General features: G+C 73.8%; 23 protein-coding genes. 15 read left to right on the forward strand and 8 right to left on the reverse strand.

Annotated elements, in window-relative coordinates; genetic code table 11:
• The first annotated feature begins 50 nt into the window (after positions 1–50).
• From rimO to ACYVPE_RS26725, 4 genes are all read left to right on the forward strand, one after another.
• A complete protein-coding gene (rimO, locus tag ACYVPE_RS26710) occupies positions 51–1,571 on the forward strand; it encodes a 30S ribosomal protein S12 methylthiotransferase RimO (protein WP_461036270.1) in 1,521 nt (506 codons plus the stop codon).
• Positions 1,568–2,236 carry a CDP-diacylglycerol--glycerol-3-phosphate 3-phosphatidyltransferase gene (gene pgsA / locus ACYVPE_RS26715; RefSeq protein WP_461036271.1) on the forward strand — a complete coding sequence of 223 codons (669 nt, stop codon included), beginning with the start codon at positions 1,568–1,570 and terminating at the stop codon, positions 2,234–2,236. The genes rimO and pgsA overlap by 4 nt, the downstream gene beginning before the upstream one ends.
• Positions 2,226–2,795 (forward strand): CinA family protein, encoded by a 570-nt coding sequence (locus tag ACYVPE_RS26720; RefSeq protein ID WP_461036272.1) that lies wholly within the window; start codon positions 2,226–2,228, stop codon positions 2,793–2,795. The genes pgsA and ACYVPE_RS26720 overlap by 11 nt, the downstream gene beginning before the upstream one ends.
• 95 nt (positions 2,796–2,890) lie before the next feature.
• Positions 2,891–3,298 carry a helix-turn-helix domain-containing protein gene (locus ACYVPE_RS26725; protein WP_461036273.1) on the forward strand — a complete coding sequence of 136 codons (408 nt, stop codon included), beginning with the start codon at positions 2,891–2,893 and terminating at the stop codon, positions 3,296–3,298.
• 51 nt (positions 3,299–3,349) lie between these two features.
• Here ACYVPE_RS26725 and ACYVPE_RS26730 read toward each other — a convergent pair whose 3' ends face one another.
• A complete protein-coding gene (locus ACYVPE_RS26730; RefSeq protein ID WP_461036274.1) occupies positions 3,350–8,074 on the reverse strand; it encodes an ATP-dependent helicase in 4,725 nt (1,574 codons plus the stop codon).
• A 70-nt stretch (positions 8,075–8,144) separates the two neighbouring features.
• Between ACYVPE_RS26730 and ACYVPE_RS26735 the strand changes: the two genes are divergently transcribed.
• From ACYVPE_RS26735 to recX, 6 genes are all read left to right on the forward strand, one after another.
• Positions 8,145–8,987: an AraC family transcriptional regulator gene (locus ACYVPE_RS26735; protein WP_461036275.1), complete on the forward strand. Its 843-nt coding sequence runs from the start codon at positions 8,145–8,147 to the stop codon at positions 8,985–8,987.
• Between the two features lie 94 nt (positions 8,988–9,081).
• Entirely contained in the window at positions 9,082–9,786 is a 705-nt protein-coding gene (locus ACYVPE_RS26740) for an AzlC family ABC transporter permease (protein ID WP_461036292.1), read from the forward strand.
• The gene (locus tag ACYVPE_RS26745) at positions 9,783–10,094 is read left to right on the forward strand and encodes an AzlD domain-containing protein (RefSeq protein WP_461036276.1); all 312 of its coding nucleotides are present in this window, start codon (positions 9,783–9,785) and stop codon (positions 10,092–10,094) included. The genes ACYVPE_RS26740 and ACYVPE_RS26745 overlap by 4 nt, the downstream gene beginning before the upstream one ends.
• A gap of 35 nt (positions 10,095–10,129) precedes the next feature.
• Positions 10,130–10,324, forward strand: coding sequence for a DUF3046 domain-containing protein (locus ACYVPE_RS26750; protein WP_461036277.1), 195 nt, complete (start codon positions 10,130–10,132; stop codon positions 10,322–10,324).
• A gap of 176 nt (positions 10,325–10,500) precedes the next feature.
• Positions 10,501–11,646, forward strand: a complete 1,146-nt coding sequence (recA, locus tag ACYVPE_RS26755; protein ID WP_461036278.1) for a recombinase RecA — start codon at positions 10,501–10,503, stop codon at positions 11,644–11,646.
• Between the two features lie 2 nt (positions 11,647–11,648).
• On the forward strand, positions 11,649–12,254 hold the full coding sequence (gene recX / locus ACYVPE_RS26760; protein WP_461036279.1) for a recombination regulator RecX: 606 nt from the start codon (positions 11,649–11,651) through the stop codon (positions 12,252–12,254).
• A gap of 78 nt (positions 12,255–12,332) precedes the next feature.
• Here the strand turns inward: recX and ACYVPE_RS26765 are convergent, their stop codons facing one another.
• From ACYVPE_RS26765 to ACYVPE_RS26785, 5 genes are all read right to left on the reverse strand, one after another.
• Positions 12,333–13,871, reverse strand: a complete 1,539-nt coding sequence (locus tag ACYVPE_RS26765) for an FAD-dependent monooxygenase (protein ID WP_461036280.1) — start codon at positions 13,869–13,871, stop codon at positions 12,333–12,335.
• A gap of 71 nt (positions 13,872–13,942) precedes the next feature.
• A complete protein-coding gene (locus ACYVPE_RS26770) occupies positions 13,943–14,914 on the reverse strand; it encodes an amino acid ABC transporter permease (protein ID WP_461036281.1) in 972 nt (323 codons plus the stop codon).
• Positions 14,911–15,585: an amino acid ABC transporter permease gene (locus ACYVPE_RS26775; RefSeq protein WP_461036282.1), complete on the reverse strand. Its 675-nt coding sequence runs from the start codon at positions 15,583–15,585 to the stop codon at positions 14,911–14,913. The genes ACYVPE_RS26770 and ACYVPE_RS26775 overlap by 4 nt, the downstream gene beginning before the upstream one ends.
• A gap of 85 nt (positions 15,586–15,670) precedes the next feature.
• A complete protein-coding gene (locus ACYVPE_RS26780; RefSeq protein WP_461036283.1) occupies positions 15,671–16,513 on the reverse strand; it encodes a glutamate ABC transporter substrate-binding protein in 843 nt (280 codons plus the stop codon).
• Between the two features lie 76 nt (positions 16,514–16,589).
• Complete coding sequence (locus ACYVPE_RS26785; RefSeq protein WP_461036284.1) at positions 16,590–17,378, reverse strand: amino acid ABC transporter ATP-binding protein; 789 nt, start codon at positions 17,376–17,378, stop codon at positions 16,590–16,592.
• Positions 17,379–17,628: 250 nt separating this feature from the next.
• On the opposite strand from ACYVPE_RS26785, the gene ACYVPE_RS26790 reads away from it, so the two are divergent.
• Both ACYVPE_RS26790 and ACYVPE_RS26795 read left to right on the forward strand, forming a co-directional pair.
• A complete protein-coding gene (locus ACYVPE_RS26790) occupies positions 17,629–18,321 on the forward strand; it encodes a response regulator transcription factor (protein ID WP_461036285.1) in 693 nt (230 codons plus the stop codon).
• A gap of 19 nt (positions 18,322–18,340) precedes the next feature.
• On the forward strand, positions 18,341–19,780 hold the full coding sequence (locus tag ACYVPE_RS26795; RefSeq protein WP_461036286.1) for a sensor histidine kinase: 1,440 nt from the start codon (positions 18,341–18,343) through the stop codon (positions 19,778–19,780).
• Here the strand turns inward: ACYVPE_RS26795 and ACYVPE_RS26800 are convergent.
• Both ACYVPE_RS26800 and ACYVPE_RS26805 read right to left on the reverse strand, forming a co-directional pair.
• Entirely contained in the window at positions 19,746–22,799 is a 3,054-nt protein-coding gene (locus tag ACYVPE_RS26800; protein WP_461036287.1) for an alpha-mannosidase, read from the reverse strand. The genes ACYVPE_RS26795 and ACYVPE_RS26800 overlap by 35 nt on opposite strands.
• A gap of 197 nt (positions 22,800–22,996) precedes the next feature.
• Complete coding sequence (locus tag ACYVPE_RS26805; protein WP_461036288.1) at positions 22,997–24,022, reverse strand: TAXI family TRAP transporter solute-binding subunit; 1,026 nt, start codon at positions 24,020–24,022, stop codon at positions 22,997–22,999.
• Positions 24,023–24,100: 78 nt separating this feature from the next.
• Here ACYVPE_RS26805 and miaB point away from each other — a divergent pair, with 78 nt between their 5' ends.
• The 3 genes from miaB to ACYVPE_RS26820 all read left to right on the forward strand — a co-directional run.
• The gene (gene miaB / locus ACYVPE_RS26810; protein ID WP_461036289.1) at positions 24,101–25,597 is read left to right on the forward strand and encodes a tRNA (N6-isopentenyl adenosine(37)-C2)-methylthiotransferase MiaB; all 1,497 of its coding nucleotides are present in this window, start codon (positions 24,101–24,103) and stop codon (positions 25,595–25,597) included.
• 70 nt (positions 25,598–25,667) lie between these two features.
• On the forward strand, positions 25,668–25,931 hold the full coding sequence (locus ACYVPE_RS26815; protein ID WP_461036290.1) for a hypothetical protein: 264 nt from the start codon (positions 25,668–25,670) through the stop codon (positions 25,929–25,931).
• Between the two features lie 9 nt (positions 25,932–25,940).
• The coding region (locus ACYVPE_RS26820) for a class III extradiol ring-cleavage dioxygenase family protein (protein WP_461036291.1) at positions 25,941–26,551 on the forward strand (611 nt) is incomplete at its 3' end.

Genomic DNA, 26,551 nt, shown 5'->3' on the forward strand with positions numbered 1-26,551 from the left:
GACCCCCGGCCCCGGGAGGCGGCGTCGTCGGGACGAAGTAGGCTGACCCCATGCCCGAACGCCGTACCGTCGCCCTGGTCACCCTTGGTTGCGCCCGTAATGAGGTGGACTCGGAAGAGCTGGCCGGGCGCCTGGCCGCGGACGGCTGGGAGCTGGTGGACGACGCCGCGGACGCCGAGGTTGCCGTCGTCAACACCTGCGGCTTCGTGGAGGCCGCCAAGAAGGACTCGGTCGACGCCCTTCTCGAGGCGAGCGAGCTCAAGTCGGCGGCCGGCGAGGGCGCCGGCGGCACCCGCGCGGTGGTGGCCGTCGGTTGCATGGCGGAACGGTACGGCAAGGAACTGGCCGACGCCCTGCCGGAGGCCGACGCGGTCCTCGGCTTCGACGACTACGCCGACATCTCCGAGCGGCTGCGCACCATCCTCTCCGGCGGGGTGCACGCCCCGCACGTCCCGCGCGACCGGCGCAAGCTGCTGCCGATCAGCCCCGCCGACCGGCAGGGCGCCGACGTCGCGCTGCCCGGCCACGGCGCGGCCGCCATCGCCGACCTGCCGGCCGGGGTCGCGCCGGCGTCCGGGCCGCGGGTCTCGAACCGGCGGCGGCTGGGCGGCGGCCCGGTGGCGTCCGTGAAGCTCGCTTCGGGCTGCGACCGGCGGTGCACCTTCTGCGCCATCCCGTCCTTCCGCGGCTCGTTCGTCTCGCGGCGGCCGGCCGACGTGCTGTCGGAGGTCCGCTGGCTCGGCGAACAGGGCGTCAGGGAGATCATGCTGGTCTCCGAGAACAACACCTCCTACGGCAAGGACCTCGGCGACATCCGGCTGTTGGAGACGCTGCTGCCCGAACTGGCCGCCGTGGACGGCATCGAGCGGGTCCGGGTGAGCTACCTGCAGCCGGCCGAGATGCGTCCGGGACTGATCGACGTGCTCACGGGCACGGAGAAGGTCGTGCCCTACTTCGACCTGTCGTTCCAGCACTCGGCGCCCCAAGTGCTCCGTGCCATGCGGCGCTTCGGCGACACCGAGCGCTTCCTCGACCTGCTCGACACCATCCGCGGCAAGGCCCCGCTGGCGGGCGTCAGGTCCAACTTCATCGTCGGCTTCCCCGGCGAGACCGAGGCCGACGTCGCCGAGCTGGAACGCTTCCTCACCGCGGCCAGACTCGACGCCATCGGCGTCTTCGGCTACTCCGACGAGGACGGCACGGAGGCGGCCGGCTACGCCGACAAGAACCCGGCCGAGGTGGTCGCCGAGCGGCTGGCCCGCGTCACCCAGCTGGCCGAGGAGCTGATCGGGCAGCGGGCCGAGGAGCGGGTGGGCGAGCGGACGCGGGTGCTGATCGAGTCGCTCGCGCCGGAGGACGGCGTCGAGGGCGACGTGGTCGCGGTGGGCCGCGGCGCGCACCAGGCGCCCGAGACCGACGGCCAGATCCTGGTCACCGCGCCGGACACCGGCGCGCTCGTCCCCCGGGTCGGGGACTTCGTGGACGCCGAGATCGTGGCCGCGGAGGGTGTGGACCTCGTCGCCGTGGCGCTGCCGGCGGTGGTCGGCACCGCCGCGGGGGGCGGAAGATGACGGACGGGCCGGCCCCGGCCGCCGGTGAGGGGCGCGCGGCCGACTCCCGCCACGGCCCAGGGGCCGCCGGCGAACCCTCGGAAGAGGCGTCGGCCGACCTGTGGAACATCGCCAACGTGCTCACCATGGTGCGGCTGCTGCTCGTGCCTGGCTTCGTGCTGCTCATGCTGGCCGACGGCGGGCACGACCCGGCCTGGCGCTCGCTGGCCTGGGCCGCCTTCACCGTGGCCATGATCACCGACCTCTTCGACGGCGAGCTGGCCAGGCGGCACAACCTGGTCACCGACTTCGGCAAGATCGCCGACCCGATCGCGGACAAGGCGATCATGGGCGCGGCGCTGATCTGCCTGTCGCTGCTGTCCGACCTGCCCTGGTGGGTGACCGTGGTGATCCTGGTGCGCGAGCTGGGGATCACCGCCCTGCGCTTCTGGGTGATCAGGCACGGCGTCATCCCGGCCAGCCGGGGCGGCAAGCTCAAGACGCTGACCCAGGGCGTGGCGGTCGGCATGTACATCCTGGCGCTGACCGGTCCGCTGGCCACCCTGCGGTGGTGGGCGATGGCGGCGGCCGTGGCGCTGACCGTGGTCACCGGCCTCGACTACGTGCGGCAGGCGGTCGTGCTGCGTCGCGCCGGGCTCGCGAGGGAGCGCGCCGGTGGGCGGTGACGGTGTGCCGCCCGAGCCGGCGATCGCCGAGCAGGTGCTGGGGCTGCTGACCAGGCGCGGGGAGACGGTGGCGGTCGCCGAGTCGCTGACCGGCGGTCTCGTGGCGGCGGCGCTGACCACGGTGCCCGGGGCGTCGCGGGCCTTCGTCGGCTCGGTCACGGCCTACGCGACGGCGGTCAAGCGGGAGGTGCTCGGCGTCGACGGGGAGCTGCTCGCGGAGCGGGGAGCCGTCGACGCGGAGGTGGCCAGGCAGCTGGCCACCGGGGTGCGGGAGCTGCTCGGCGCGGGCTGGGGCGTGGCGACGACGGGGGTGGCCGGGCCCGAGCCACAGGACGGGCAGCCGGTGGGCACGGTCTTCGTGGCGGTTTCGGCACCCGGATCCGGGGGAGTCGTGGCCCAGCGGCTCACGCTGCGGGGGGACAGGGCGGCGATCCGGGCGGAGAGCGTCCGAGCGGCGCTCGTCCTGCTGCGGAATGAGCTGGTTCATCACGGGCACCGTGGCCCGCGGGCGGCACAGGATACGGAACAGAACGGAGACGATGGATGTTTGCAGCCCTGAGTGAACAAGACATCGCTCCCCGCGCGGTGGGAGTCCGAGGCGGTACGGTGGGGCATGAAGCAAGCGAGGCCAACGGTCCGAGGAGGGAGCCACCGATGATCCTGCTCCGTCGCCTGCTGGGTGACGTGCTGCGTCGGCAGCGCCAACATCAGGGCCGCACCCTGCGCGAAGTGTCCTCCTCCGCCCGAGTCTCTCTCGGATACCTGTCCGAGGTGGAGCGCGGGCAGAAGGAAGCTTCCTCGGAGCTGCTGGCCGCCATCTGCGACGCGCTCGAGCTGCGGATGTCGGAGCTGATGCGGGAGGTCAGCGACGAGCTGGCGCTCGCTGAGCTGGCCCAGTCCGCCGCGAGTGACACGGTGCCGTCCCTCGGGATGCCCGCCGGCCCGAGCCTGGCCGAGCGTCCCATGCTCAACCCGGTGCGGGTCACCTCGGTGACCCACCGGCCCGACGACCGGGTCACGATCAAGGCCCCGGCCGAGGCCGTGGACGTCGTCGCCGCCTGACCGAGCCGTTCCGGCCCGCCGCACCGGGCCGGTGCGCCGGCCAGGCCCGCGCTAGGGCCGCAGCCGCAGGCCGCGCGGTGTCGCGTGGAAGCCAGCGGCCTCCAGAAGCCGAACCCACAGCTGGTCTCCCAGCACGGGAGAGCCGTTGACCCGCTCCACCGTGAGCGTGCCGAGCGCGCCCGCACGGGCCGCCGCCGTCAGCGCCTCCGCGGCCGGGCGAAGCGACTCCTCCACCGCCTCGGGCGAGCCCTCGGGTGCCCAGGCGAGCAGCGTTCGCCCGCCGCGCTCCAGATAGAGCGCCAGCTCGCCCGCCACCAGCACCACCAGCGCCCCCGCCTTCCGGCCCGGCTTGTGGCCCGCGCCCGACGGCGGCTCGGGCCAGGGGAGCGCGGCACCGTAGGCGTTCGCCGGGTCGGCGGCCGCCAGCACCAGGGCCCGCGGGCCGCCGGCGGCCGGGACCCCTGGGGCGGGGCCGGGCACCTGGGCCGCCGCGCCGATGGCGCGCAGCCGGTCCACCGCGCCGTCCATCGCGAACTGGGCCGCGCCGAGCCCCTCCACCACGTAGCCGCGCCGGGCCTGGCCGCTCTCCTCGAAGGCGGAGAGCACCCGGTAGGTGGCCGCGAAGCCGCCCGCCACCCCCTCGGCCGCGACGGCGCCGCGCGTGACGACTCCGTGCCGGTCGAGCAGGGTGCGGGCCAGGGCGTGCGCCCGCAGCGTCGGATCCGGCTCCCGGGGCGGGAGCAGCGACCAGCGCCCGGAGACCGTCGGTGGCCCGCCGCGGGACGCCGTGGGGCGGCGCGCCTGGCCGGTGCCGATGGCCAGCGCGCCGTAGCGGCCACGGGGCGTGGCCCGGCGGGCCCGGTGGGCGGTGGCGCCCGCGGTGCGGCCCGAGCCGAGCAGCGAGCGCAGCGGGCCGACGGTGTCGTTGGTGAGCCGACCCGACCAGGCCAGCTCCCAGACGGCCTCGGCGAGCGCCGCGTCCGACGCCTCCTGGCCGGCTGCCCGCACCTGCTCGGCGATCTGCCGGAAGAACAGGCCGTAGCCGCCGGCCAGCGCGTCGAGGACGGCGCGGTGCAGCGGGTTCGTCTCCAGTGGCAGCGGGGCCGGCAGCAGGAGCGGCGCGGCGTCCGCCGTGTAGAGCGAGACCCAGCCGTCCTTGCCTGGCAGCGCCCCGGCGCCCGCCCACACCACCTCGCCCGAGGCCGTCAGCTCGTCGAGCAGCGGCGCCGCGTATCCCCTGACCCGGAAGGGCAGCACAAGACGCTCCAGGGCCGACGCGGGCACCGGGGCGCCCTGCAGCTGCTCCACGGCCCGCACCAGGCCGTCGATGCCGCGGAGCTCGCCCGCCCCGCCGGGGCCCGCGAGGTGCTGCCAGCGGGGCAGGAAGGCCGCCAGGGCGGCTGGCGGCACCGGCTCGACCTCCTGCCGCAGGGCGGCCAGCGAACGGCGGCGCAGGCGCCGCAGGACGCCGGGCTCGCACCACTCCTGGCCGGCTCCGCCCGGCCGGAACTCGCCCTGCACCAGCCGGCCGGCCGCGGCCAGCCGGTGCAGCGCCCCGTCCGCGACGGCCGGGCCGAGGCCGAACCTGGCGGCGGCGTCGGCTGAGGTGAACGGGCCGTGGGTGCGGGCGTAGCGGGACAGCAGGTCGCCCAGCGGATCCGCCACCGGCTCGGTGAAGGCCTCCGGCACCCCGACGGGCAGCGCGGCGCCCAGCGCGTCCCGCAGGCGGCCGGCGTCCTCGATGGCGGCCCAGTGCTCCTGGCCCGCGACCCGCACCCGCAGCGCCCGGCGGGCGGCCGCCAGCTCCGCGGCCCACTCGGGGCGGGCGCCGCGGGCGGCGAGCTCCGCGTCCGTGAGCGGGCCGAGCACCCGCAGCAGGTCGGCGACGCCCTCGACGCCGGTGATCCGGCGCTCCTCGGTCAGCCAGCCGAGCTCGGCCTCCAGACCCGCGAGCACCTCGGGGTCGAGGAGCTCCCGCAGCTCGGCGCGGCCCAGCAGCTCGGCGAGCAGCCGCGAGTCGAGGGAGAGGGCGGCGGCGCGGCGCTCGGCCAGCGGCGAGTCACCCTCGTAGAGGTACTGGGCGACGTAGCCGAAGAGCAGGGAGCGGGCGAAGGGCGAGGGCTCGCGGGTGGTGACCTCCACGAGCCGGACCCGGCGGGCCTGGACGTCTCCCATCAGCTGGGCGAGCCCTGGCACGTCGAACACGTCCTGCAGGCACTCGCGCACCGCTTCGAGCACGATCGGGAAGGATCCGAACTCGGATGCCACGGAAAGCAGTTGGGCCGCGCGCTGGCGCTGCTGCCACAGCGGGGTGCGCCGGCCGGGATCGCGCCTGGGCAGCAGCAGCGCCCGGGCCGCGCACTCGCGGAACCTGGCGGCGAACAGGGCCGAGCCGCCGACCTGTTCGGTGACGAGGTCGTCGACCTCGCTCCCGTCGAACAGCACGTCGCCCGCCCCGACCGGCGCCCGGCCGTCGTCGAAGGCGGCGTCCAGCGGGCCGGCGGCCGGCCCTTCGGGATCGAGGCCGTCGGCGGTCAGCGGGTCGGCGTCCGGCAGCCGCAGCACGATGCCGTCGTCCGCGTGCAGCACCTGGGCGTCCAGGCCGAAGCGCTCCGTCAGCCGGGCGCCGAGGGCCAGCGCCCAGGGGGCGTGCACCTGGGCGCCGAACGGCGAGTGCACCACGATCCGCCAGTCGCCCAACTCGTCCCTGAAGCGCTCGACCACGATGGTGCGGTCGTCCGGCACGTGGCCGCAGGCCTCGCGCTGCTCGGTGAGGTAGGTCAACAGGTTGTCGACCGCCCAGGGGTCGAGGCCGGCGGCGGCCAGCCGCTCCCTGGCGGCCTCCTGGGTGAGACCGCCGAGCTCGCGGAGGAACGCGCCGATCGCGCGGCCGAGTTCGAGCGGGCGGCCGAGCTGGTCGCCCTTCCAGAAGGGCAGCCGGCCCGGCACCCCAGGGGCGGGCGTGACGAGCACCCGGTCGCGGGTGATGTCCTCGATGCGCCACGAGGTGGTGCCCAGGGTGAAGACGTCGCCGACCCGGGACTCGTACACCATCTCCTCGTCCAGCTCGCCGACCCGGCCGCCGCCTTTGCGCGGGTCGGCGCCGGCCAGGAAGACGCCGAACAGGCCGCGGTCCGGGATGGTGCCGCCCGAGGTGACGGCCAGCCGCTGCGCGCCCGGGCGGCCGGCGACCGTGTGCGCCACCCGGTCCCAGACGAGCCGGGGCCGCAACTCGGCGAAGGCGTCGGACGGATAGCGCCCGGCCAGCATGTCGAGGACGGCGTGGTACGCGGACTCGGGCAGCGCGGCGAACGGCGCGGCCCGCCGCACCAGCGCCAGCATCTCGTCCACGTCCCAGGTGTCCATCGCGGTCATCGCGACCAGCTGTTGGGCCAGCACGTCCAGCGGGTTGGCCGGGACCCGCAGCGCCTCGATGGCGCCGGCCCGCATCCGCTCGGTGACCACCGCGGACTGCACGAGATCGCCCCGGTACTTGGGGAAGACCACGCCGGCCGAGACCGCGCCGACCTGGTGCCCGGCCCGGCCCACCCGCTGGAGCCCGGAGGCCACCGAGGGCGGGGACTCGACCTGGATCACCAGATCGACCGAACCCATGTCGATGCCGAGCTCCAGGCTGGAGGTGGCGACCACGGCCGGCAGCCGGCCGGCCTTGAGGTCCTCCTCGATCAGGGCCCGCTGCTCCTTGGAGACCGAGCCGTGGTGCGCCCTGGCGAGCACCGCGGGGGCGCCCCTGGCGGCGCCCGAGCCGCCCATCAGCTCGGCGGGGGAGTGCTCCTCGGGCAGCGGCTCCCCGGTGGCGCGCTCGTGGGCGATCTCGTTCATCCGGTTGCACAGCCGCTCGGCGAGGCGCCGGGAGTTGGCGAAGACGATGGTGGACCGGTGGGCGAGCACCAGGTCGACGATGCGCTCCTCGACCGAGGGCCAGATGGAGGGCCCACCGCCCTGCCCGGCGCCACCCTGACCCGGCGCGTCCGGCACCGGGGAGCCGCCGAGCTCGCCCAGATCCGCGACGGGCACCACCACGGACAGCTGGAACTCCTTGCCGGACGGCGGCTGCACGATTTGGCTCTTGCGCTGCGGGGACAGGAACCTGGCCACCTCGTCGACCGGGCGCACCGTGGCGGAGAGCCCGATCCGCCTGGCCGGCCTGGGCAGCAGCGCGTCGAGCCGTTCAAGGGAGAGCGCCAGATGGGCGCCGCGCTTGGTGCCTGCGACGGCGTGCACCTCGTCGAGGATCACGGTCTCGACGCCCGCCAGGGCCTCGCGGCTGGCCGAGGTGAGCATGAGGAACAGCGACTCGGGCGTGGTGATCAGGATGTCCGGCGGCCGGCGTGCCAGGGCTCGGCGGTCGGCGGCCGGGGTGTCGCCGGTGCGGATGGCGACGCGGATCTCCGGCTCCGGGAGGCCGAGCCGGACCGACTCCTGCCGGATGCCGGTGAGCGGGCTGCGCAGGTTCCGCTCCACGTCGACGGCGAGTGCCTTCAGCGGCGAGACGTACAGCACCCGGCAGCGCTTCAGCGGCTCGGCGGGCGGTGGCGTGGCCGCCAGCCGGTCGAGCGAGGCGAGGAAGGCGGCCAGGGTCTTGCCCGAGCCCGTCGGCGCGACCACCAGGGCGTCCGACTCCTCCGCGATCGCCTGCCACGCCCCCACCTGCGCCGCCGTCGGCGCGTGGAAGGCCCCGGTGAACCACGCCCGGGTGGCGGGCGAGAACCCGTCGAGCGCGGTCTCTGGGGTGGGGGCCGAATGTCCGTTCATGTACCTCATCGTGACACCAGGCACTGACAGGCCCCGGTGGAGCCCGGCGCGCCGGGCGGAGAATGGCGGGGTGCGGGTGGGAGCGGAACAGCGGCTCGAGCGGGCCAGGCACTGGCGGCACCCGGAGCTTCCGGGGGTCGACCTGCTGCGCGCCCGCTACGTGCACCGGACCTTCATCAGGCACACCCACGAGACCTTCGTGATCGCGGCCATCACCCGGGGCGTGGAGGCGTTCCACCACAAGGGCACCGTCGAGCGGGCGCGGGCCGGCGGGCTGGCGCTGATCAACCCGGACACGCCGCACACGGGCCAGGCCGGGGTGCCGGCCGGGTGGACCTACGGCGCGCTCTACCCGACGGCCGAGCTGGTGGACGGGATCGCCGCCGAGACGCTCGGGCTGCGCGGTGCGGCCGGGTTCCGGGACGTCGTGCTGGTGGATCCGGCGGCCGTGCGGCTGGTCTCCCGGGTGCTGCGGGCGGCGGACGAGGGTGACGCGCTGGCCGCCGACAGCCTGCTGCGACTGGTGCTCGCGCGGCTGCTCACGCGGGCGGGTGGGGCACGGCCACGGCGCGAGGTGCGCGATGCCGGCGCGCGGCAGGCGGAGCGCGCCAGGGAGGTGCTGGCCGACCGGATGACGGATCCGCCGACGCTGGCGCGGCTGGCCGCCGAACTCGGCGTCGGCCCCTTCGCCCTGCTGCGCGCCTTCCGCGCGCGGTACGGCCTGCCGCCGCACGCCTGGCTCACCGACGCCCGGGTGCACCGGGCCCGCGCGCTGCTGGACGCTGGGCTCCGGCCGGCGGACGCCGCCGTGGCGGTGGGCTTCACCGACCAGTCCCATCTGCACCGGCACTTCACCAGGACCGTCGGGGTGTCGCCCGGCGCCTACCGGCGGGAGCGGCTGCCCGGGGCCTGAGCCGGCGGCCGGGTGGCGGCCGGGCGGCGGCGCAAGAACGTACAAGACCGCGCGGAAAGCGGTCACTTACCGTGCCGGGGTGATCGAAAACGCCATGACGGGTGCCACCGCGCGCCCGGAACCGAACGCGACGCGGGCCACGGTGCGCGATGCGCTGGGCGTGGGCTGCGCCGTCGGCCTGTCCGGGTTCGCCTTCGGGGTGACCGCCGCCTCCAACGGCCTGAGCGTGCCGCAGGCCTGTGTGCTCAGCCTCCTCGTCTTCACCGGCGCCTCCCAGTTCGCGCTGGTCAGCGCGCTGGCCGGAGGCGGTGGCCCGGTGCCGGCGGTGGCCGGCGCGCTCTTCCTCGGCCTGCGCAACGCCCTCTACGGGCTGCGGCTCTCCACCCTGCTCGGGCCGCCGCGGTGGCTGCGCCCGCTGGCCGCCCAGTGGGTCATCGACGAGACGTCGGCCGTGGCACTCGCCCAGCCGGACCGCCGGCTGGCCAGGATCGGCTTCGCGGTCACCGGGGTCTCCCTCTATCTCTGCTGGAACCTGACCACACTGCTCGGCGCGCTGGGCGCCGAGGCGTTGGGCGACCCCGCCACCTGGGGCCTCGACGCCGCGGGCCCCGCGGTCTTCCTCGCCCTGCTCGCGCCGATGCTGCGCTCGCCGGCCGAGCGGGCGGCGGCGCTCGGTGCGGTGCTGCTTGCGCTCGGCACCCTGCCGCTGCTGCCGGCCGGCGTGCCGGTGCTGGTGGCCGCGGCGGCCGCGGCGCTCGCGCTGCTGGTGCCCGGCCGCCGCGAGGGGGGCGCGGCGTGACGACGTGGATCGCCATCGCGGTGACGGCGGCCGGCTGTTACCTGGTGAAGCTGCTCGGCCTCACGGTGCCGACCGCGGCGCTCGAACGCCCGCTGGTGCTGCGGCTGGTGGCGCTGCTGCCGGTGGCGCTGCTCGCCGCCCTCACCGCCCTGCAGACGGTGGACGACGGCGGCGGCGCGCCGACCCTGGACGCCCGGGCGGCCGGTCTCGCGGCGGCCGGCCTCGCGCTGCTGCTGCGGGCGCCGTTCCTGCTGGTGGTGGCCGTGGCGGTGGCGGTCACCGCGGGGGTCAGAGCGCTCGGGGGGTGAGCCGGGCGGGACGGGAGGGGCGGGATACTGGGGGCATGCGGTTGACTGACTTCTGGCAGCGGATGGCGGAGCAGTTCGGTCCGGCGTACGCGGACTCCTTCGCCCGGGACCACGTGATGTCGGAGCTCGGCGGGCGCACGGTGAACGAGGCGCTGGCCGCCGGCTGGAGCACCAAGGAGGTCTGGCGGGCCGTCTGCGAGGCCATGGACGTGCCCCCGCACCTGCGGTGATGGCCCTGACCAGGCGTTTTCCCGGTTATCCACAGGCCGGTCGAGATGCTTGACACGAAAATCGAACAACCTTTCTTATGGGGGTGCGGAACGGCGCCCCGGTCCTCGATTGTCAGTGGCGGGCGCTAGCGTCCGTTGATGTGAAGCGATCGAATCAGACGGACCGGGTGGCACCCATGGCAGGTACGGACCGCGAGAAGGCGTTGGACGCCGCACTCGCGCAGATTGAAAGGCAGTTCGGCAAAGGCGCCGTGATGCGTCTCGGCGAGCGGCCGAACGAGCCGATCGAGGTCATCCCCACCGGCTCCACGGCACTCGACGTGGCCCTCGGCGTCGGCGGGCTGCCGCGCGGCCGGGTGGTCGAGGTGTTCGGCCCCGAGTCCTCAGGCAAGACGACCCTGACGCTGCACGCGGTGGCGAACGCCCAACGCGCCGGCGGCACGGTCGCCTTCGTGGACGCCGAGCACGCGCTCGACCCCGAGTACGCCAAGAGGCTCGGGGTGGACGTGGACCAGCTGATCCTCTCCCAGCCGGACAACGGCGAACAGGCGCTCGAGATCGTCGACATGCTGATCCGCTCGGGCGCCCTCGACCTGATCGTCATCGACTCGGTCGCGGCCCTGGTGCCGCGCGCCGAGATCGAGGGCGAGATGGGCGACTCGCACGTCGGCCTCCAGGCCCGACTGATGAGCCAGGCCCTGCGGAAGATCACCGGCGCACTCCACCAGTCGAAGACCACGGCCATCTTCATCAACCAGCTCCGCGAGAAGGTCGGCGTGATGTTCGGCTCGCCGGAGACGACCACGGGTGGCCGGGCGCTCAAGTTCTACGCCTCGGTGCGGCTCGACATCCGCCGCATCGAGACGATGAAGGACGGCACCGACGCGGTGGGCAACCGCACCCGGGTCAAGGTCGTCAAGAACAAGGTCGCCCCGCCCTTCAAGCAGGCCGAGTTCGACATCCTCTACGGCACTGGCATCAGCCGCGAGGGCGGCCTGATCGACATGGGCGTGGAGCACGGCTTCGTCCGCAAGTCCGGCGCCTGGTACACCTACGAGGGCGACCAGCTGGGCCAGGGCAAGGAGAACGCGCGGAGCTTCCTGCGGGACAACCCCGATCTGGCCAACGAGATCGAGAAGAAGATCAAGGAGAAGCTGGGCATCGGGCCCAAGACCGAGGCGCCGGAGGGCGAGCCGGGCAAGGACGCCTCGGGTGCCGCGGCGCCGGCCGCCGCTGCCGCAGCGGCCTCGGTCACGCCGCCCGCGCCGGCCAAGGCCACCAAGGCCAAGCCCGCCACCGCCGCCGCTGCCGCCAAGAGCTGACGGTGACCCGGCGCAGCGAGTGGCCGGAGCACGCGGGACATGAAGACGGCGGTGGCCCTGCCGCGTCGAGGGCCGGGGCAGGGCCACCGCACCCTCCGAGAAGCCCGGAGGAGCGGGCGCGGGCCATCTGCCTGCGGCTGCTCACCGGGACGCCGCGGACGCGTCGGCAGCTGGCCGACGCGCTCCGCGAGCGGGAGATCCCCGAGGAGGTGTCGGCGGCGGTTCTCGACCGGTTCGAGGAGGTGGGGCTGATCGACGACGCCGCCTTCGCCGCGGCCTGGGTGGAGTCGCGGCACCACGGGCGTGGCCTCGCCAGGCGGGCCCTGGCGAGGGAGTTGCGCACCAAGGGGGTGGCCACGGCGTCCATCGACGAGGCGATCGGCGGGCTGGACGCCGAGCGGGAGGAGGAGATGGCGCGGGCGCTGGTGGAGCGGCGGCTGCGGGCCACCCGCGGCCTGGACCGTGACCGGCGGATGCGGCGGCTGGTGGGGATGCTGGCCCGCAAGGGCTATCCGGAGGGCACGGCCCTCCGGGTGGTCAGGGAGGCCCTGGCGGCCGAGGGGGAGCAGCCGGACGAGGACACGGAGCCGTGGCACGGCGGCCGCTGACCGAGGGCCGGTGAGCCGCCGGGCCGGCGGGGGAGGCCGGCCCGGGGCGGGGCAGGGGCCTTCGGTCAACGGTGTCGTTCAGGCCCCGGTGGCGCCGCGCAGACCGCGCACGCACTCGGCCAGGCCCGCCAGGTCGGAGCCCGGCAGCGAGGCGGCCAGGTGCCCGTCGGGGCGGACGACGAGGAGGGTGTGGGCGCCGGCGCCCGGGTACTCCTCGGTGACCATCAGCTCAGCCGGCAGCGGCAGCGTGCCGACCGCCACGGCGAGTCGGGGCATCAGCCCGGCCGTCAGCCAGTGCCTGGCGTCCCAGACCCGGGATCCCGGCGCGGTCAGCACCAGCAGCAGCGGGCCGCCGAGCCGCTGTCGCAGGAAGCCCTGGGCTCCGTCCAGGGTGGTCACCCGCACGTCGGCCACGAGCGTGCCGGCCGGCTCGGCCGGGGTGGCCCGTGGCGCGGGGCGTGCCAGCGGGGAGGCCGGGTAGCCGGCCGGCGCCCCCAGGGTGCCGCGGCCCAGGTGGCCGTCGGCGAGCAGCGTGAGCCGACCCCGGCCGCGCCCGGCGAGGCGGGCCGTGAGGCCGCCGCCGCGCACCAGCGGCAGCGCCTGGTCGACGGCCCGCAGCCGGTCGGCGACGGCGGTCCTGCGTTCGGCCTCGTAGCTGTCGAGCAGGGCCTCGGCGTCGCCCTCCCGGCAGGCGATGGCCAGCTTCCAGGCCAGGTTGTCCACGTCCCGCAGCCCCTCGGCCACCTGCTGGGTGCCGAGCGCCCCGAGCAGGTGGGCCGCGTCCCCGGCGAGGAAGGCGCGGCCGGAGCGCCAGCGGCGGGCCAGCCGCTGGTGGCAGATGTGCACGCCCGTGTCCAGCAGCTCGTAGGGCGGGAGTTCGCCGTCGTGCCAGGTGGTGAGCGCGGCGTGCACCCGCTCCAGCATGGCGTCCGGGGTGACCAGGCCGTCGTCCGGCGGCAGCGGCCAGTCGAGCCGCCACCGGTCGCCGGCCAGCGGCCTGGCGATGACCTCGGCGTGCGGCAGGCCCCGGTGCAGCCCGGCCTCGCCGGGCCAGGGCAGTTCGGCGCGGAGCGCGGCCACCGCGTAGCGCTCGACTCCGGTGCGGCCGGGGAAGGCGATGCCCAGCAGTTTGCGGGCGGTGGAGCGGGCGCCGTCGCAGCCGACGAAGTAGCTGCCGCGGAAGGTCCTGGCCTGGCCGCGCTGCCCCTCGGGCGCCCGGCGCACGGTGTGCGCCAGGATCTCGCGGTCGTGCTGTTCCAGGTCCGTGAGCCGGTGCCCGGCGACGATCCTGATCAGCTCCTCGTGGCCGGCCGCCTCCCGCAGGGCCGTCTCCAGGACGTGCTGCGGCACATGGCGCGGCTCGCCACGCTCAGGGAACTCGTGGCGGAAGACGGCGCGCCCGCGGACGGTGGTCAGCCAGGCCGCCCACGCCGCGGAGTCTCGGTCGAGACCCGGCAGCGCGGCCCATCTGGCCAGGTCCGGCGGGAGCACACAACTACGGGCGAGGCGTTTCGGGGCCGGCCCCTCTCCGCCGTCGAGTATCACGGAGGGGACGCCCTGCCCGGCCAGGGCAAGCGCCAGCGCGAGCCCGGTCGGGCCCGCGCCGGCAATGATCACGGGCAGCACAGCATGTATGCAACCCAGCGGCTGATCGGGCGTCAAGTCCGTCCCGATCCGCGACGGTCCGCTCAGCTCGTCGCGTCGGACCTGGCCGAGTCCGAGGAGGCCCCGGACGCTGCCACGGTCCGCGGCTCAGGCACGCTGACCTCGGGCGTCAGAGCCAGTCCCGGCTGGTCCGTCAGACCCGAAGGGTCGGGCTTGACGACCGCGCCCGTGCCGCGCTTGCCGCGCCGAAGCCGCTTCTCCAGCCAGGAGGCCAGGCTGGTGAGCAGGAAGTTCAGCGCGATGAAGATCAGCGCGGCCACCGTGTAGGCGGCGATGGTGTTCGCGTAGTTCGTGGACACCAGACGCGCGTTGGTCAGCAGTTCGCTGTAGCCGAGCATCGCGCCGCCGAGCGTGGTGTCCTTCACGATGACGACCAGCTGGCTGACGATCGCCGGCAACATCGCCGTCACCGCCTGGGGCAGCAGGATGAAGACCATCGTCTGCCCCTTGCGCAGGCCGATGGCCCGCGCTGCCTCGCCCTGCCCGCGCGGCAGCGTCTGCACGCCGGCCCGCACGATCTCGGCGAGCACCGAGGCGTTGTAGAGCACCAGGCCGGTCACCACCGCGTACAGCGGCCGCACGTCGCGGTCGACGTCCGACCACTCCGCGTACGCGGCGTTGGCGAACACCATCATCAGCAGCACCGGGACGGCCCGGAAGAACTCCACGATGACGTCGCAGGGCCGGCGGATCCACCAGTGGTCGGAGAGCCGGCCGATGCCGAACACGACGCCGAGCGGCAGGGCGATGACCAGCGACAGGCTCGCCGCGATCAGCGTGTCCTGGAGTCCTGGCCACAGGAAGGTGGTCCAGACGCGGGAGTCGGTGACGAAGACGTCCCACTTCTCCGCGTCGAGCTGATTCTTGTCGGCCATCGTCCGGTAGATCCACCAGAAGACGGCGCCGAGCACGGCAAGAAACAGCACGGCGTAGAGCACGTTCCGCCGCTTGGCCCGGGGGCCGGGGGCGTCGTAGAGAACGGAGAGATTGGTCATCGCTTCACCGCCACGCGCTTGGCCAGCCAGCCGAGGAGGAGTCCGGTCGGAAGGGTCAGGATGATGAACCCGATGGCGAACAGCAGGGCGATCGGGATGAGGTTGGCCTCGTTCTCGATCATGGTCCGCATCAGGGCCGCGGCCTCGGCGACGCTGATGGCGGCCGCCACCGTGGTGTTCTTGGTGAGGGCGATCAGCACGTTGGCCAGCGGGGCCACCACCGAGCGGAACGCCTGCGGCAGCACCACGATACGCAGCACCTGGGTGAAGGAGAGCCCCAGGGCACGGGCCGCCTCCGCCTGGCCCACCGGCACCGTGTTGATGCCGGAGCGCAGCGCCTCACAGACGAAGGTCGAGGTGTAGGCGATGAAGCCGAGGACGGCCAACCGGAAGCCGATCGTGTCGACGTCCCCTTCGGCGAACATCGTCATACCCAGCGTCTGGTACAGGCCCAGCGAGCAGAAGACGATGATCAGGGTCAGCGGTGTGTTGCGGAAGATGTGCACGTAGGCCGTGCCGAAGGCGCGCATGATCGGAACCGGGCTGACCCGCATGCCCGCGAGGATCGTGCCCCAGATGAGCGAGCCGATCGCGGAGAAGACGGTGAGCTGCACCGTCGTCCAGAACGCGCCGAACAGGTCGTACTGTTCGAGGTCTAGGAAGTCGAACACGGAGTCTCTCAGTCTCGACTAGGGGGTGCGGAATGGGCGTGGCGCGCCGCCGGTCGAGGCGGCGCGCCACGGGGGACCCGGTGGGTCAGGCGATCTCCCCGATCGCGGGAGCCTCTTCGGCCTCGTACCTGGCCGGGCCGAAGTTGTCCTCCACGGCCTGGTCCCAGGCGCCGGACTCGACCATGCTGGTGAGCGCGTCGTTGATCTGCCCCTGGAGCTCGGTGTCGTCCTTCGGGATGCCGACGCCGTAGTTCTCGTTGCTCAGCTCGAGGCCGGCCAGCTCGAACTTGCCCTGGTTGGCCTCCTGCGAGGCGTAACCGGCGAGGATCGAGTCGTCCGTGGTCAGGGCGTCCACCGTGCCGTTCTCCAGGCCGGTCAGGCACTCGGAGTACGTACCCATTTCCAGGAGTTCGGCGTCCGGCGCGAAGTCGTTCTGAACGTTCTGCGCGGAGGTGGAGCCGGCGACGGAACAGAGCGTCAGGTTGTTGATCTCGTCCGGCGAGGAGATGGTCTCGCCGGACCGCACCAGCAGGTCCTGGTGAGCCAGGAGGTACGGGCCCGCGAAGCTGACCTGCTCCTCGCGCTCCGGGGTGATCGAGTAGGTGGCAACGATGAAGTCGACGTCCCCGCGGCTGAGCAGGTTCTCCCGCTCGGCGCTCGGCGACTCGACGAACTCGATGTTCTCGGGCTCGTAGCCGAGCTCGCCCGCGATGTACGTGGCGACGTCCACGTCGAAGCCGGCGTAGTCGCCGTCCGGGGTCTGCAGACCCAGACCCGGCTGGTCGAACTTGATGCCGATCGTGATGCTGTCGCCGCTTCCGCCGTCGCTCCCACCCTCGCCCTCGTCGTCGCTTGAACCGCACGCCGTGGCGGCGAGCGAGAGAGCGAGAACGGAGGCGGCCAGCGCGCTTGCCTTGCGGAGTCTCATTGCGTAATCCCTTGTTGTCGAAAAAGTGGTGCGGGTCCGTAGGCGACCGGGCTCGGTCGCGAAGGTGAATCCAGCGTCAGTGCTTGAGGATCTTCGACAGGAAGTCCTTGGCCCGGTCGCTGCGGGGGTTGTCGAAGAACTGGTGGGGGGAGGCTTCCTCGACAATTCGGCCGTCCGCCATGAACACCACACGATCGGCGGCGGACCGGGCGAAGCCCATCTCGTGGGTGACGACGACCATCGTCATCCCCTCCTTGGCCAGCTGCTGCATGACCTCGAGGACCTCGTTGATCATCTCCGGGTCGAGCGCCGAGGTGGGCTCGTCGAAGAGCATCACCTTCGGCTCCATGGCCAGCGCCCGGGCGATTGCCACCCGCTGCTGCTGGCCGCCCGAGAGCTGCGCCGGGTACTTGTCGGCCTGCGAGCCGACGCCTACCCGGTCGAGCAGCTTTCGCGCCCGAGCCTGGACCTCGTCCTTGTTCTGACGCCTGACCTTGATCGGACCGAGCATCACGTTCTCGAGCACGGTCTTGTGCGCGAAGAGATTGAAGGACTGGAAGACCATGCCCACGTCGGCACGGAGTCGAGCGAGACCGCGCCCCTCGTCGGGCAGCGGGTCACCGTCGATCGTGATCGACCCGTCGTCGATGGTCTCCAGGCGGTTGATGGTCCGGCACAGGGTCGACTTGCCGGAACCGGAAGGGCCGATCACGACGACCACTTCACCGCGCTTGATCGTCAGATTGATGTCCTGGAGCACGTGCAGCGCACCGAAGTGCTTGTTCACGCTGTCCAGGACGACAAGGTCTTCCGCCAGGGGCGCAGCCTCCTCAGCGGCATCCTTGGTCAGCGGCACATTGCTCATCGTGGCTTTGCTCCGTCCTCGTCGGTTGACGGGACCTTAGCCAGCGTTAACGAGGAGCGTCAGCACATCTGAGCGGAACTTGAGGGTCACGATGTGATCGCGGTCTCGTTGCCGAAAGTGATCATGTCGCGCCGTTCGGTGAGGCCCGGGTAACGGAAGCGTTCAGCTCCTCTTCACCCCCTTGACGCCACCCGCGTCCATCGGCATGGATGCGGGGATACGCTTCAACCGCTGTGGAAGGGATGCGCGGGTGAGACTCCTGCTGGTCGAAGACGACGAGCATGTCGCCGCCGCCCTGGTCGCCGTGCTGAGCAGACACGGCTTCGACGTGGTCCGCGCGCGTGGCGGCGAGGAGGCCATCACGCTGGTGCGGAACCGCACCTTCAACGTCGTGCTGCTCGACCTCGGGCTGCCCGACGTGGACGGCTTCGAGGTCTGCGGCCGGATCCGCCGCGTCGCCTCGGTGCCGGTGATCATGGTGACCGCGCGAAGCGACGTCCGCTCCCGTATCCACGGCCTCAATCTGGGGGCCGACGACTACGTCGTCAAGCCCTACGACACCGGCGAACTGCTCGCCCGGATACACGCGGTGAGCCGCCGCAGGAGCGCCGACGAGGAGCCCGCGGGCCCGGAGCCGGCGTCCGACGGGGTGCTCAGCCTCGGCCCCGTCACGGTGGAGCTCGCCACCCGCCAGGTCTCGGTCGACGGCCGGCGGATAGCGCTCACCCGCAAGGAGTTCGACCTGCTCGCGCTGCTGGCCCAGCGCCCCGGCGTCGTCTTCCGGCGGGAGCAGATCATCAGCGACGTCTGGCAGACCAGCTGGGAGGGCACCGGCCGCACCCTCGAGGTGCACGTCGCCTCGCTCCGCGCCAAGCTGCGCCTGCCGGGGCTCGTCGAAACCGTCCGCGGCGTCGGCTACCGGCTGGCGCTCCCCGCCTCCTGACCCCAACCCCGACCCCCACATGCGATCACGTCTGCTCCCGCTGCTCATCGTCCTGCTGGCCGGTGTGCTGCTCGCCCTCGGCGTCCCGCTCGCCGCCAGCCAGGCCCGCAGCGAGCAGCAGCGCGTCGTCGTCGACCGGATCGACGACACCGCCCGCTTCGCCTCGCTCGCCCAGTTCGCCGCCGGCGACGGCGACGAGGACCAGCTCGACACGCTCCAGCTGGAACTCGACACCTACTACGACGTCTACGGGATCAGCGCCGGCGTCTACCAGCGCACCGGCGAGCCGCTGGCGGCGTCGCCGCACGGCTGGCAGCTGCCGGGCGGCAGCCAGGCGCAGGAGTTCGTCGAGGCGCTGGCCGGCCGGCGCAGCGAGGGCCCGAGCCAGGTGTGGCCGTGGAACAGCGACCGGCACCTGGTGGTCGCCTCCCCGGTGATCCGCGACGGCGACGTGATCGCCGTGGTGGTCACCGACTCGCCCACCGGGCCGCTGCGGTCCCGGATCCTCCAGGGCTGGCTGCCCATCGTGGCCGGCCTGGCCGCCGCCACCCTGCTCGCGGTGGCCGCCGCGGTCCAGCTCACCAGCTGGGTGCTGCGCCCGGTGCGGGTGCTCGACCGGGCCACCCACGAGATCGCCACCGGGCGGATGACCGCCCGCGTGGCGCCCTCCGGCGGCCCACCCGAGCTGCGCCGGCTCGCCCAGTCGTTCAACGAGATGGCCGACAACGTCGAGCAGGTGCTCGAACAGCAGCGTGCCTTCGTCGCCGACGCCTCCCACCAGCTGCGCAACCCGCTCGCCGCCCTGCTGCTCCGCATCGACCTGCTGGGCCTCGAACTGCCCGAGGACAACGCCGAGATCGCCTCCGTGCGCGCCGAGGGCAAGCGGCTCGCCACCGTCCTCGACGGCCTGCTCGACCTCGCCCTCGCCGAGCACAGCCCGGCGGACCTGCGGACCACCGACGTGGCCGCGCTGGTCGCCGAGCGGCTGGCGGCCTGGCAGCCGGTCGCCGACCGGCGTGGCGTCGACCTGCGGCTCGCCGGCCCGGGCGCCGTGACCGGCTGGGCCGACCCGGTCGGCCTCTCCAGCGCCCTGGACGCCATAGTCGACAACGCGCTCAAGTTCACCCCGAGCGGCGGCGAGGTCGCCCTGACCGTCACCGCCGCCGGCGACCACGTCACCATCGTCACCACCGACACCGGACCCGGGCTCGACGAGGCCGAAATGGAACGCATCGGCGACCGCTTCTGGCGCAGCGGCCGGCACCAGAACATCAACGGCTCCGGCCTCGGCCTCTCCATCGTCGGCGCCCTCCTCGGCGCCGCCGGGGCCGGCGTGGCCTACGGCCACCACCTGCCCCACGGCCTGCGGGTCACCATCACCCTGCCCCGGCACGGCCCCGAGGCCGGGCACGAGGCCGACCAGGTCAACCTGCCGCGGCCGGCCTCAACCGCAGAGTGACGATCTGGAACGGGCGCAGCGCGAGCGGCACGCCGCCGTCCGCGTCGAGCGCGCACTCCGGGGCCAGCGGACCCGCGTCGAGCGGCCGCTCCAACAGATCGGTCGCGGTCACCGCGGCCAGCGGGAAGCCGGTCGTCAGCCGCCCGGACGACCGGCCGCCGCCCGCCTCGTGGAGCCGGACCACAACGTCGCCGCTCCGGTCGTCGGCCAGCTTCACGGCCGCCACCACCAGGCCGTCGCCGGCCACCGACACCAGCGGCTCCACGGTGGCCGAGCCGGGAACCTCGCGCTCCGGCAGGTTGATCCGGTGGCCCTCGCGGACCGCGTCGAGCAGCGAGGCGCCGGGCGCCAGCGCGTACCGCAGCAGGTGTTCGCCCTGGTCGGTCTCCGGGTCCGGGTAGCGCGGCGCCCGCAGCAGCGAGAGCCGCACCGTGGTCGTCTGCCCGCCGTCCGGCCGCACCTCGCGGGTCACGTCGTGCCCGTACGTCGAGTCGTTCACCACCGCGGCGCCCCAGCCAGGCTCGGCCACCCGCAGCCAGCGGTGCGCGCAGATCTCGAACTTGGCCGCGTCCCACGAGGTGTTGGTGTGGGTGGGCCGCTCCACGTGCCCGAACTGGGTCTCGGCCGCCGACCGGTCCGCCTTCACGTCCAGCGGGAACGCGGCCTTGAGGATCTTCTCCCGCTCGTGCCAGTCGATCGCCGCCTCCGCGTCCACCACCCGGGCGCCGGCCCGCAGCGTCAGCCGCTGCGTCACCCGGGAGCCGGCGCCGAACGAGCGGGTCACCGCCACCGTCGCCGCCTCGGCCGAGGCCGACTCGAGCGTCAGCTCGTCCACCGCCACCAGGTCGACGACCCGGTGGCGGTAGAAGGAGTCGATGTCCCAGGCGTCCCACAGGTTGGGCAGGTCGGGGTGCAGCTGGAGCAGGTTGCCGGCGCCGCCGGGCGCGATCGCTTCCCGCCCGGTCGCCAGCTCCACCGCCGACACCACGAGGCCGCGCCCGTCGACCACCACCCGCAGCAGGCCGTTGGCCAGCGTGCAGCCACCGTCTTCGCGGGGCGTCACGGTGACCGGCTCGGCACCGGGCGCCGCGCCTGACCGCGGCCCGGCGCCGCCGGCCGGCACCCCGCCCCGCTCGTGCGGCGCCGCGTTGAACACCACCGTGCCGGGACCCTCGCCCGCCAGCGCCCGCTGCGCCTCCCCGATCAGGCCGAGCAGCTCCTCCCGCAGCCGCGCGTAGGTGGCCCGCGCCTCCCGGTGCACCCAGGCGATCGACGAGCCGGGCAGGATGTCGTGGAACTGGTGCAGCAGCACCGTCTTCCAGATCCCGTCGAGCGCCTCGTGCGGATACGCGTACCCCGGCGCCCGCAGCGCCGCCGTCGCCGCCCACAGCTCGGCCTCGCGCAGCAGCGACTCGCTGTGCCGGTTGCCCTGCTTGGTCTTGGCCTGCGAGGTGTAGGTGCCGCGGTGCAGCTCCAGGTACAGCTCGCCCACCCACACCGGGGCGTCCGGGTACTCGGCCTCCGCCTCGGCGAAGAACGCGGCCGGCCGCTCGATCGCCACCCGCGGCGAGCCCTCCAGGTCCCGCAGCCGCCGGGCCCGCGCCAGCATCTCGCGGGTCGGACCGCCGCCGCCGTCGCCGAAGCCGAACGGCACCAGCGAGCGGGAACCCCGCCCCTTCTCGCGGTAGTTGGCCGCCGCGTGGGCCAACTGCTCGCCGCCGAGGTCGGAGTTGTAGGTGTCCACCGGCGGGAAGTGCGTGAAGACCCGGGTGCCGTCGATCCCCTCCCACCAGAAGGTGTGGTGCGGGAACGCGTTGGTCTGGCTCCAGGAGATCTTCTGGGTCAGGAACCACTTCGAGCCGGAGAGCCGCACCAGCTGCGGCAGTGCCGCCGTGTAGCCGAACGAGTCGGGCAGCCACACCTCCTCGGTCTCGATCCCGAACTCGTCGAGGAAGAACCGCTTGCCGTACACGAACTGCCGCGCCATGGCCTCGCCGCCCACCATGTTGGTGTCCGACTCCACCCACATGCCGCCGACCGGCACGAACGAGCCCTCCGCCACCTTCTTCTTGACCCGCGCGTACACCTCGGTCCTGTGCTCCTTGAGCCAGGCCAGCTGCTGCGCCTGCGACATGGCGAAGACGAACTCCGGGTGGTCGTCCATCAGCCGCACCACGTTCGCGGACGTGCGGGCCACCTTCCGCACCGTCTCGCGCAGCGGCCACAGCCAGGCCGAGTCGATGTGCGCGTGCCCCACCGCGCTGACCCGGTGCGCCGAGGCGTGCGCCGGATCGGCCAGCACCCCGGCCAGCCGGGCCCTGGCGTCGGCCGCGCTGCCGACGACGTCGTCCAGGTCGAGCGCGTCGAGCGCGCGCTCCACGGCCCGCAGGATCGTCCACCGCCTGCCGTCCTCGACGGCCAGCCGCGTCATCAGGCCGCCAAGCACCTCCAGGTCCTGCACCAGCTCCCAGACCTCGGGCTCGAAGACCGCGAGCTCCATCCGTGCCAGCCGGTACAGCGGCTCGTCGCCGGCGGTCAGCCGGTCGCCGAGCGGGCTCGGTCCCTGCTCGTTGAGGATCGGGTTGGCCGCCGCCTCCACCAGCAGCTCGACGGGCTCGCCGCCGGCCACCGCGTCCCCGATCCGCACCCAGTCGTTCTGCGGGTGCAGGCCCTTCACGGCCTCGCCGTCCGGCCGGTAGACCAGCCCCTCGCACTGGAAGCCCGGCATCCGCCGCTCGAAGCCCAGGTCGAGCACGGCCTCCACGGTCCGCCCCGCCCACTCCCGCGGCACCCGGCCGGTGACCCGGAACCACGTGGTGCCCCATGCCGGGCCCCAGGGCTCGCCCACCGCGGCCGGGCGGTAGGCGGCGGCGAGCCCCTCGGCCACCGGCACCGGCTCGCCCGGCGCGTCCCACCGCTCCAGGGCCAGCGGCGCGCTCGGGCCGTGGACGGCCGGCCTGATCCGCTCGGTCAGCACCCGGTGCAGGCGCTGTTCGACGAGATTGCGGTCATCGTGCATGGCTGGGCTGACTCCCTTGTCCTCGATGTCTGCGTCGATGGCGTCGATTGCGTCGTCTGCTTGCCGTCGTGGTCAGGCTGTGCCGTGAGGGTCAAGACATGGCGTGGTGGACGGTGGCGCTCGGCTTCGGTCGCGATGGGAGAGTCGGTGCGGGTGAGGTGGGGGTGCGGATGAGATGGGGGGCGGTGGGGCGTGGCTCAGGGCTTGACGGAGCGGTAGTACTCCCTGGCCCCCGGGTGCAGTTCGAGCGGCTGGGTGTAGATCGCGGTGCGCCGGTCCACGCGCTGCGCGGCGTGCACCTCCTGCCCGATCCGGTCCCGGCCGTTGATCACCGACCTGGTCACCTGCTCGGCCAACGCGTCGTCCACCGAGTCCGTGGTCACCAGCAGGTTGGCCACCGCCAGGGTGTCCACCACCTGCGAGCCGGGAATGTCCGGATACGCGTCCGGGGGCAGCCCGGCCGCGCGGTAGAAGGCGGCCTCCGGGCTGAGCCCGGTCAGCGCGGGCAGCAGGTCCTCGAGCGGCACCAGACGGATGTCGGTGTTGGCCGCCAGCCGCTCCACCGCCGTGGTGGGCAGCCCGCCCGACCAGAAGAAGGCGTCCAGCCGGCCGGCCTCCAGCATCCGCGGCATCGCGTCGATGCCCTGCCGGATCGCGGTCACGTCCCGCTCCAGGTCGAGCCCGGCGGCCGCGAGCAGCTGCCTGGCCGCCGGCTGCACCCCGGACTGGTCCTGCCCCACGCCCACCCGGAGCCCCGCCAGGTCCGCGGTGCTGCGCACCGGGGAGTCGGCCGGCACCACGAGCTGTATGTAGTCGTCGTAGAGCCGCGCGCAGGCGCGCAGGCGGTCGGCGTCCTCGCCCCCCGCCGCCTGGTAGGCCGCTATCGCGTCCGCGGTGGCGATGGCGAAGTCGGCCTCCCCGGCCAGCAGCCGCTCGATGTTCTGCACCGAGCCCTCGCTCGGCTCCAGCGTGATGTCGAGGTCAGGCGCGTCACCGGCCAGCTGGCCGCGGAGCAGCTCCCCGTACCGGGAGTAGACCCCGCTGCTGACCCCGGTGCTCATCGTCAACGAGCCGCCTGGGGTCGGCGCGCTGCCGAACAGCGGCCGCCACAGCAGGGCGGCGAGCACGACGAGCGCCACCGCGACGCCGAGCAAGACGGGCACCGGCCGGCGGCGCAGCGAACGCACGGAGAGCAGGCGGCGGTCCTGCGCGCTGGGAGCCACCCGAGCAAGCTACCAGCGGAACGTAGACTTGGGGACTGGCTCTTGCTGGTCCCGGATCGATTTGGATTGAGTTCTCGCATGCCGGAAGTCGCGCGCACATACCAAGTCAGGACGTTTGGCTGTCAGATGAACGTCCACGACTCGGAGCGGATGGCCGGGCTGCTGGAGGCCGCCGGCTACGTCGCCGCCGAGCCAGGCGCCGACGCCGCCGACATCGTCGTCTTCAACACCTGCGCGGTGCGGGAGAACGCCGACAACCGGCTCTACGGCAACCTGGGGCAGCTGGCGCCCAAGAAGAGCGCCCGCCCCGGCATGCAGATCGCCGTGGGCGGCTGCCTGGCCCAGAAGGACCGGGACACCATCGTGCGCCGCGCCCCCTGGGTCGACGTCGTCTTCGGCACCCACAATGTAGGCAGCCTCCCGGTGCTGCTGGAGCGCGCCAGGATCCAGCGCGAGGCCCAGGTCGAGATCGCCGAGTCGCTCGAGGCGTTCCCCTCCACGCTGCCCACCCGCCGCGAGAGCGCCTACGCCGCCTGGGTCGCCATCTCCGTGGGCTGCAACAACACCTGCACCTTCTGCATCGTGCCGGCGCTGCGCGGCAAGGAGAAGGACCGCAGGCCTGGCGACATCCTGGCCGAGATCGAGACCCTGGTCGCCGAGGGCGTCAGCGAGATCACCCTGCTCGGCCAGAACGTCAACGCCTACGGCTCGGACATCGGCGACCGCGAGGCGTTCTCCAAGCTGCTGCGTGCCTGCGGCGGGATCGCGGGCCTTGAGCGGGTGCGCTTCACCTCCCCGCACCCCCGCGACTTCACCGACGACGTCATCGAGGCCATGGCCGGGACGCCCAACGTGATGCCGCAGCTGCACATGCCGCTGCAGTCCGGCTCGTCCCGGGTGCTGCGCGCCATGCGCCGCTCCTACCGGCAGGACCGCTACCTGGGGATCATCGAGAAGGTCAGGGCGGCCATCCCGGACGCGGCCATCACCACCGACATCATCGTGGGCTTCCCCGGCGAGACCGAGGAGGACTTCGAGGAGACCCTGCACGTGGTGCGCGAGGCACGCTTCGCGCAGGCCTTCACCTTCCAGTACTCCAAGCGTCCTGGCACCCCGGCGGCCGAGATGCCGGGGCAGATCCCCAAGGAGGTCGTCCAGGCGCGCTACGAGCGTCTGGTCGCCCTCCAGGAGGAGATCTCCTGGGCGGAGAACAGGAAGCAGGTCGGCCGCACGGTCGAGGTGCTGGTCGCCGAGGGCGAGGGCCGCAAGGACGACGCGACCCGGCGGCTCTCCGGCCGCGCCCCCGACAACCGCCTGGTCCACTTCACCCGCCCCGCCGAGCCGGTCAGGCCGGGCGACCTGGTCACCGTCGAGATCAGCTACGCCGCCCCGCACCACCTGCTCGCCGAGGGCGAGGTGAAGGCCGTCCGCCGCACCCGCTCGGGCGACGCCTGGGAGCGGCGCACCGCGGCCCCGGCCGCGGACGCCAAGCCGGCGGGCGTGCTGCTCGGCCTGCCGGGCGTCGGCGTCCCCGCCCCCCTGCCGGAACCGACCGGCGGCTGCGCGGTGTCCTGAACCCATCCGCACGAGGCGCGACGGGAAGGGCGGGAAGATGCCGCGGTGGGGACTGTCCACGGAGGAGACCGTGGGCACCGCAGGAGCCAAGGTGCCAGGAGCGAGGTTCGTCGCCGCGATCGACGGGACGTACGAGGACGCCCATGCCGCACTCTGGGAGTACGCGCGTGGCCACCGGCCGGAGCACCCGAAGGCCGTCGTCGCCCAGCGGGTCATCCGCCAGTCGGACGGTTTCCTCGTCATCGACTCCGGGGCCACCGGCACGGACCATCCGTGCCGGTTCCGGGTCGCCGAGCTGCTGTGGGACAGCGCCGTGCAGGGACCTGGGAGTTAGGCTCCCGGCATGCTCGTCGCCGCCGCCGTCTGCCCCTGCCCTCCGCTGCTGGTGCCCGAGGTCGCCGGTGGCGCCGCCCCCGAACTCGACCCGGCGCGCGCCGCCTGCTACGACGCCCTCGGCGTGCTGTCGGCCGCCAGGCCCGAGCGGCTTGTGGTCGCCGGCCCCGCGACCGGCGGGGGCCTCGACCACTTCCCGGCCGGTACCCGCGGCTCGCTGCGCGGCTTCGGGGTGGGCGTCGAGACCGTCCTCGGGCCGGCCGAGGCGCGGCCGGGCGAGCCCGAGCTGCCGCCGTCCCTGACGGTGGCGGCCTGGCTGCTCGAACGCGTCGGCTGGCGGGCCGCCCCCGTGGCGGCGCTCGGCCTCGGCGAGGAGCTCGACCCGGCGCGCTGCGAGGCGGCGGGGCGCGAGCTGGCGGCGGGCGGGGAACGGCTCGCGCTGCTCGTCATGGGAGACGGCAGCACCTGCCGCTCGCCCAAGGCCCCCGGCTACCTCGACGAACGGGCCGCCGACTTCGACGCGGCCGCGGCGCGCGCCCTCGCCGCCGCCGACCTCGCCGGGCTGCGCGCCATCGACCAGGGGCTGGCCGCCGAGCTCGGCGAGGTCGGCGGCGGCGAGGG

This window comes from Streptomyces mayteni (assembly GCF_054783955.1).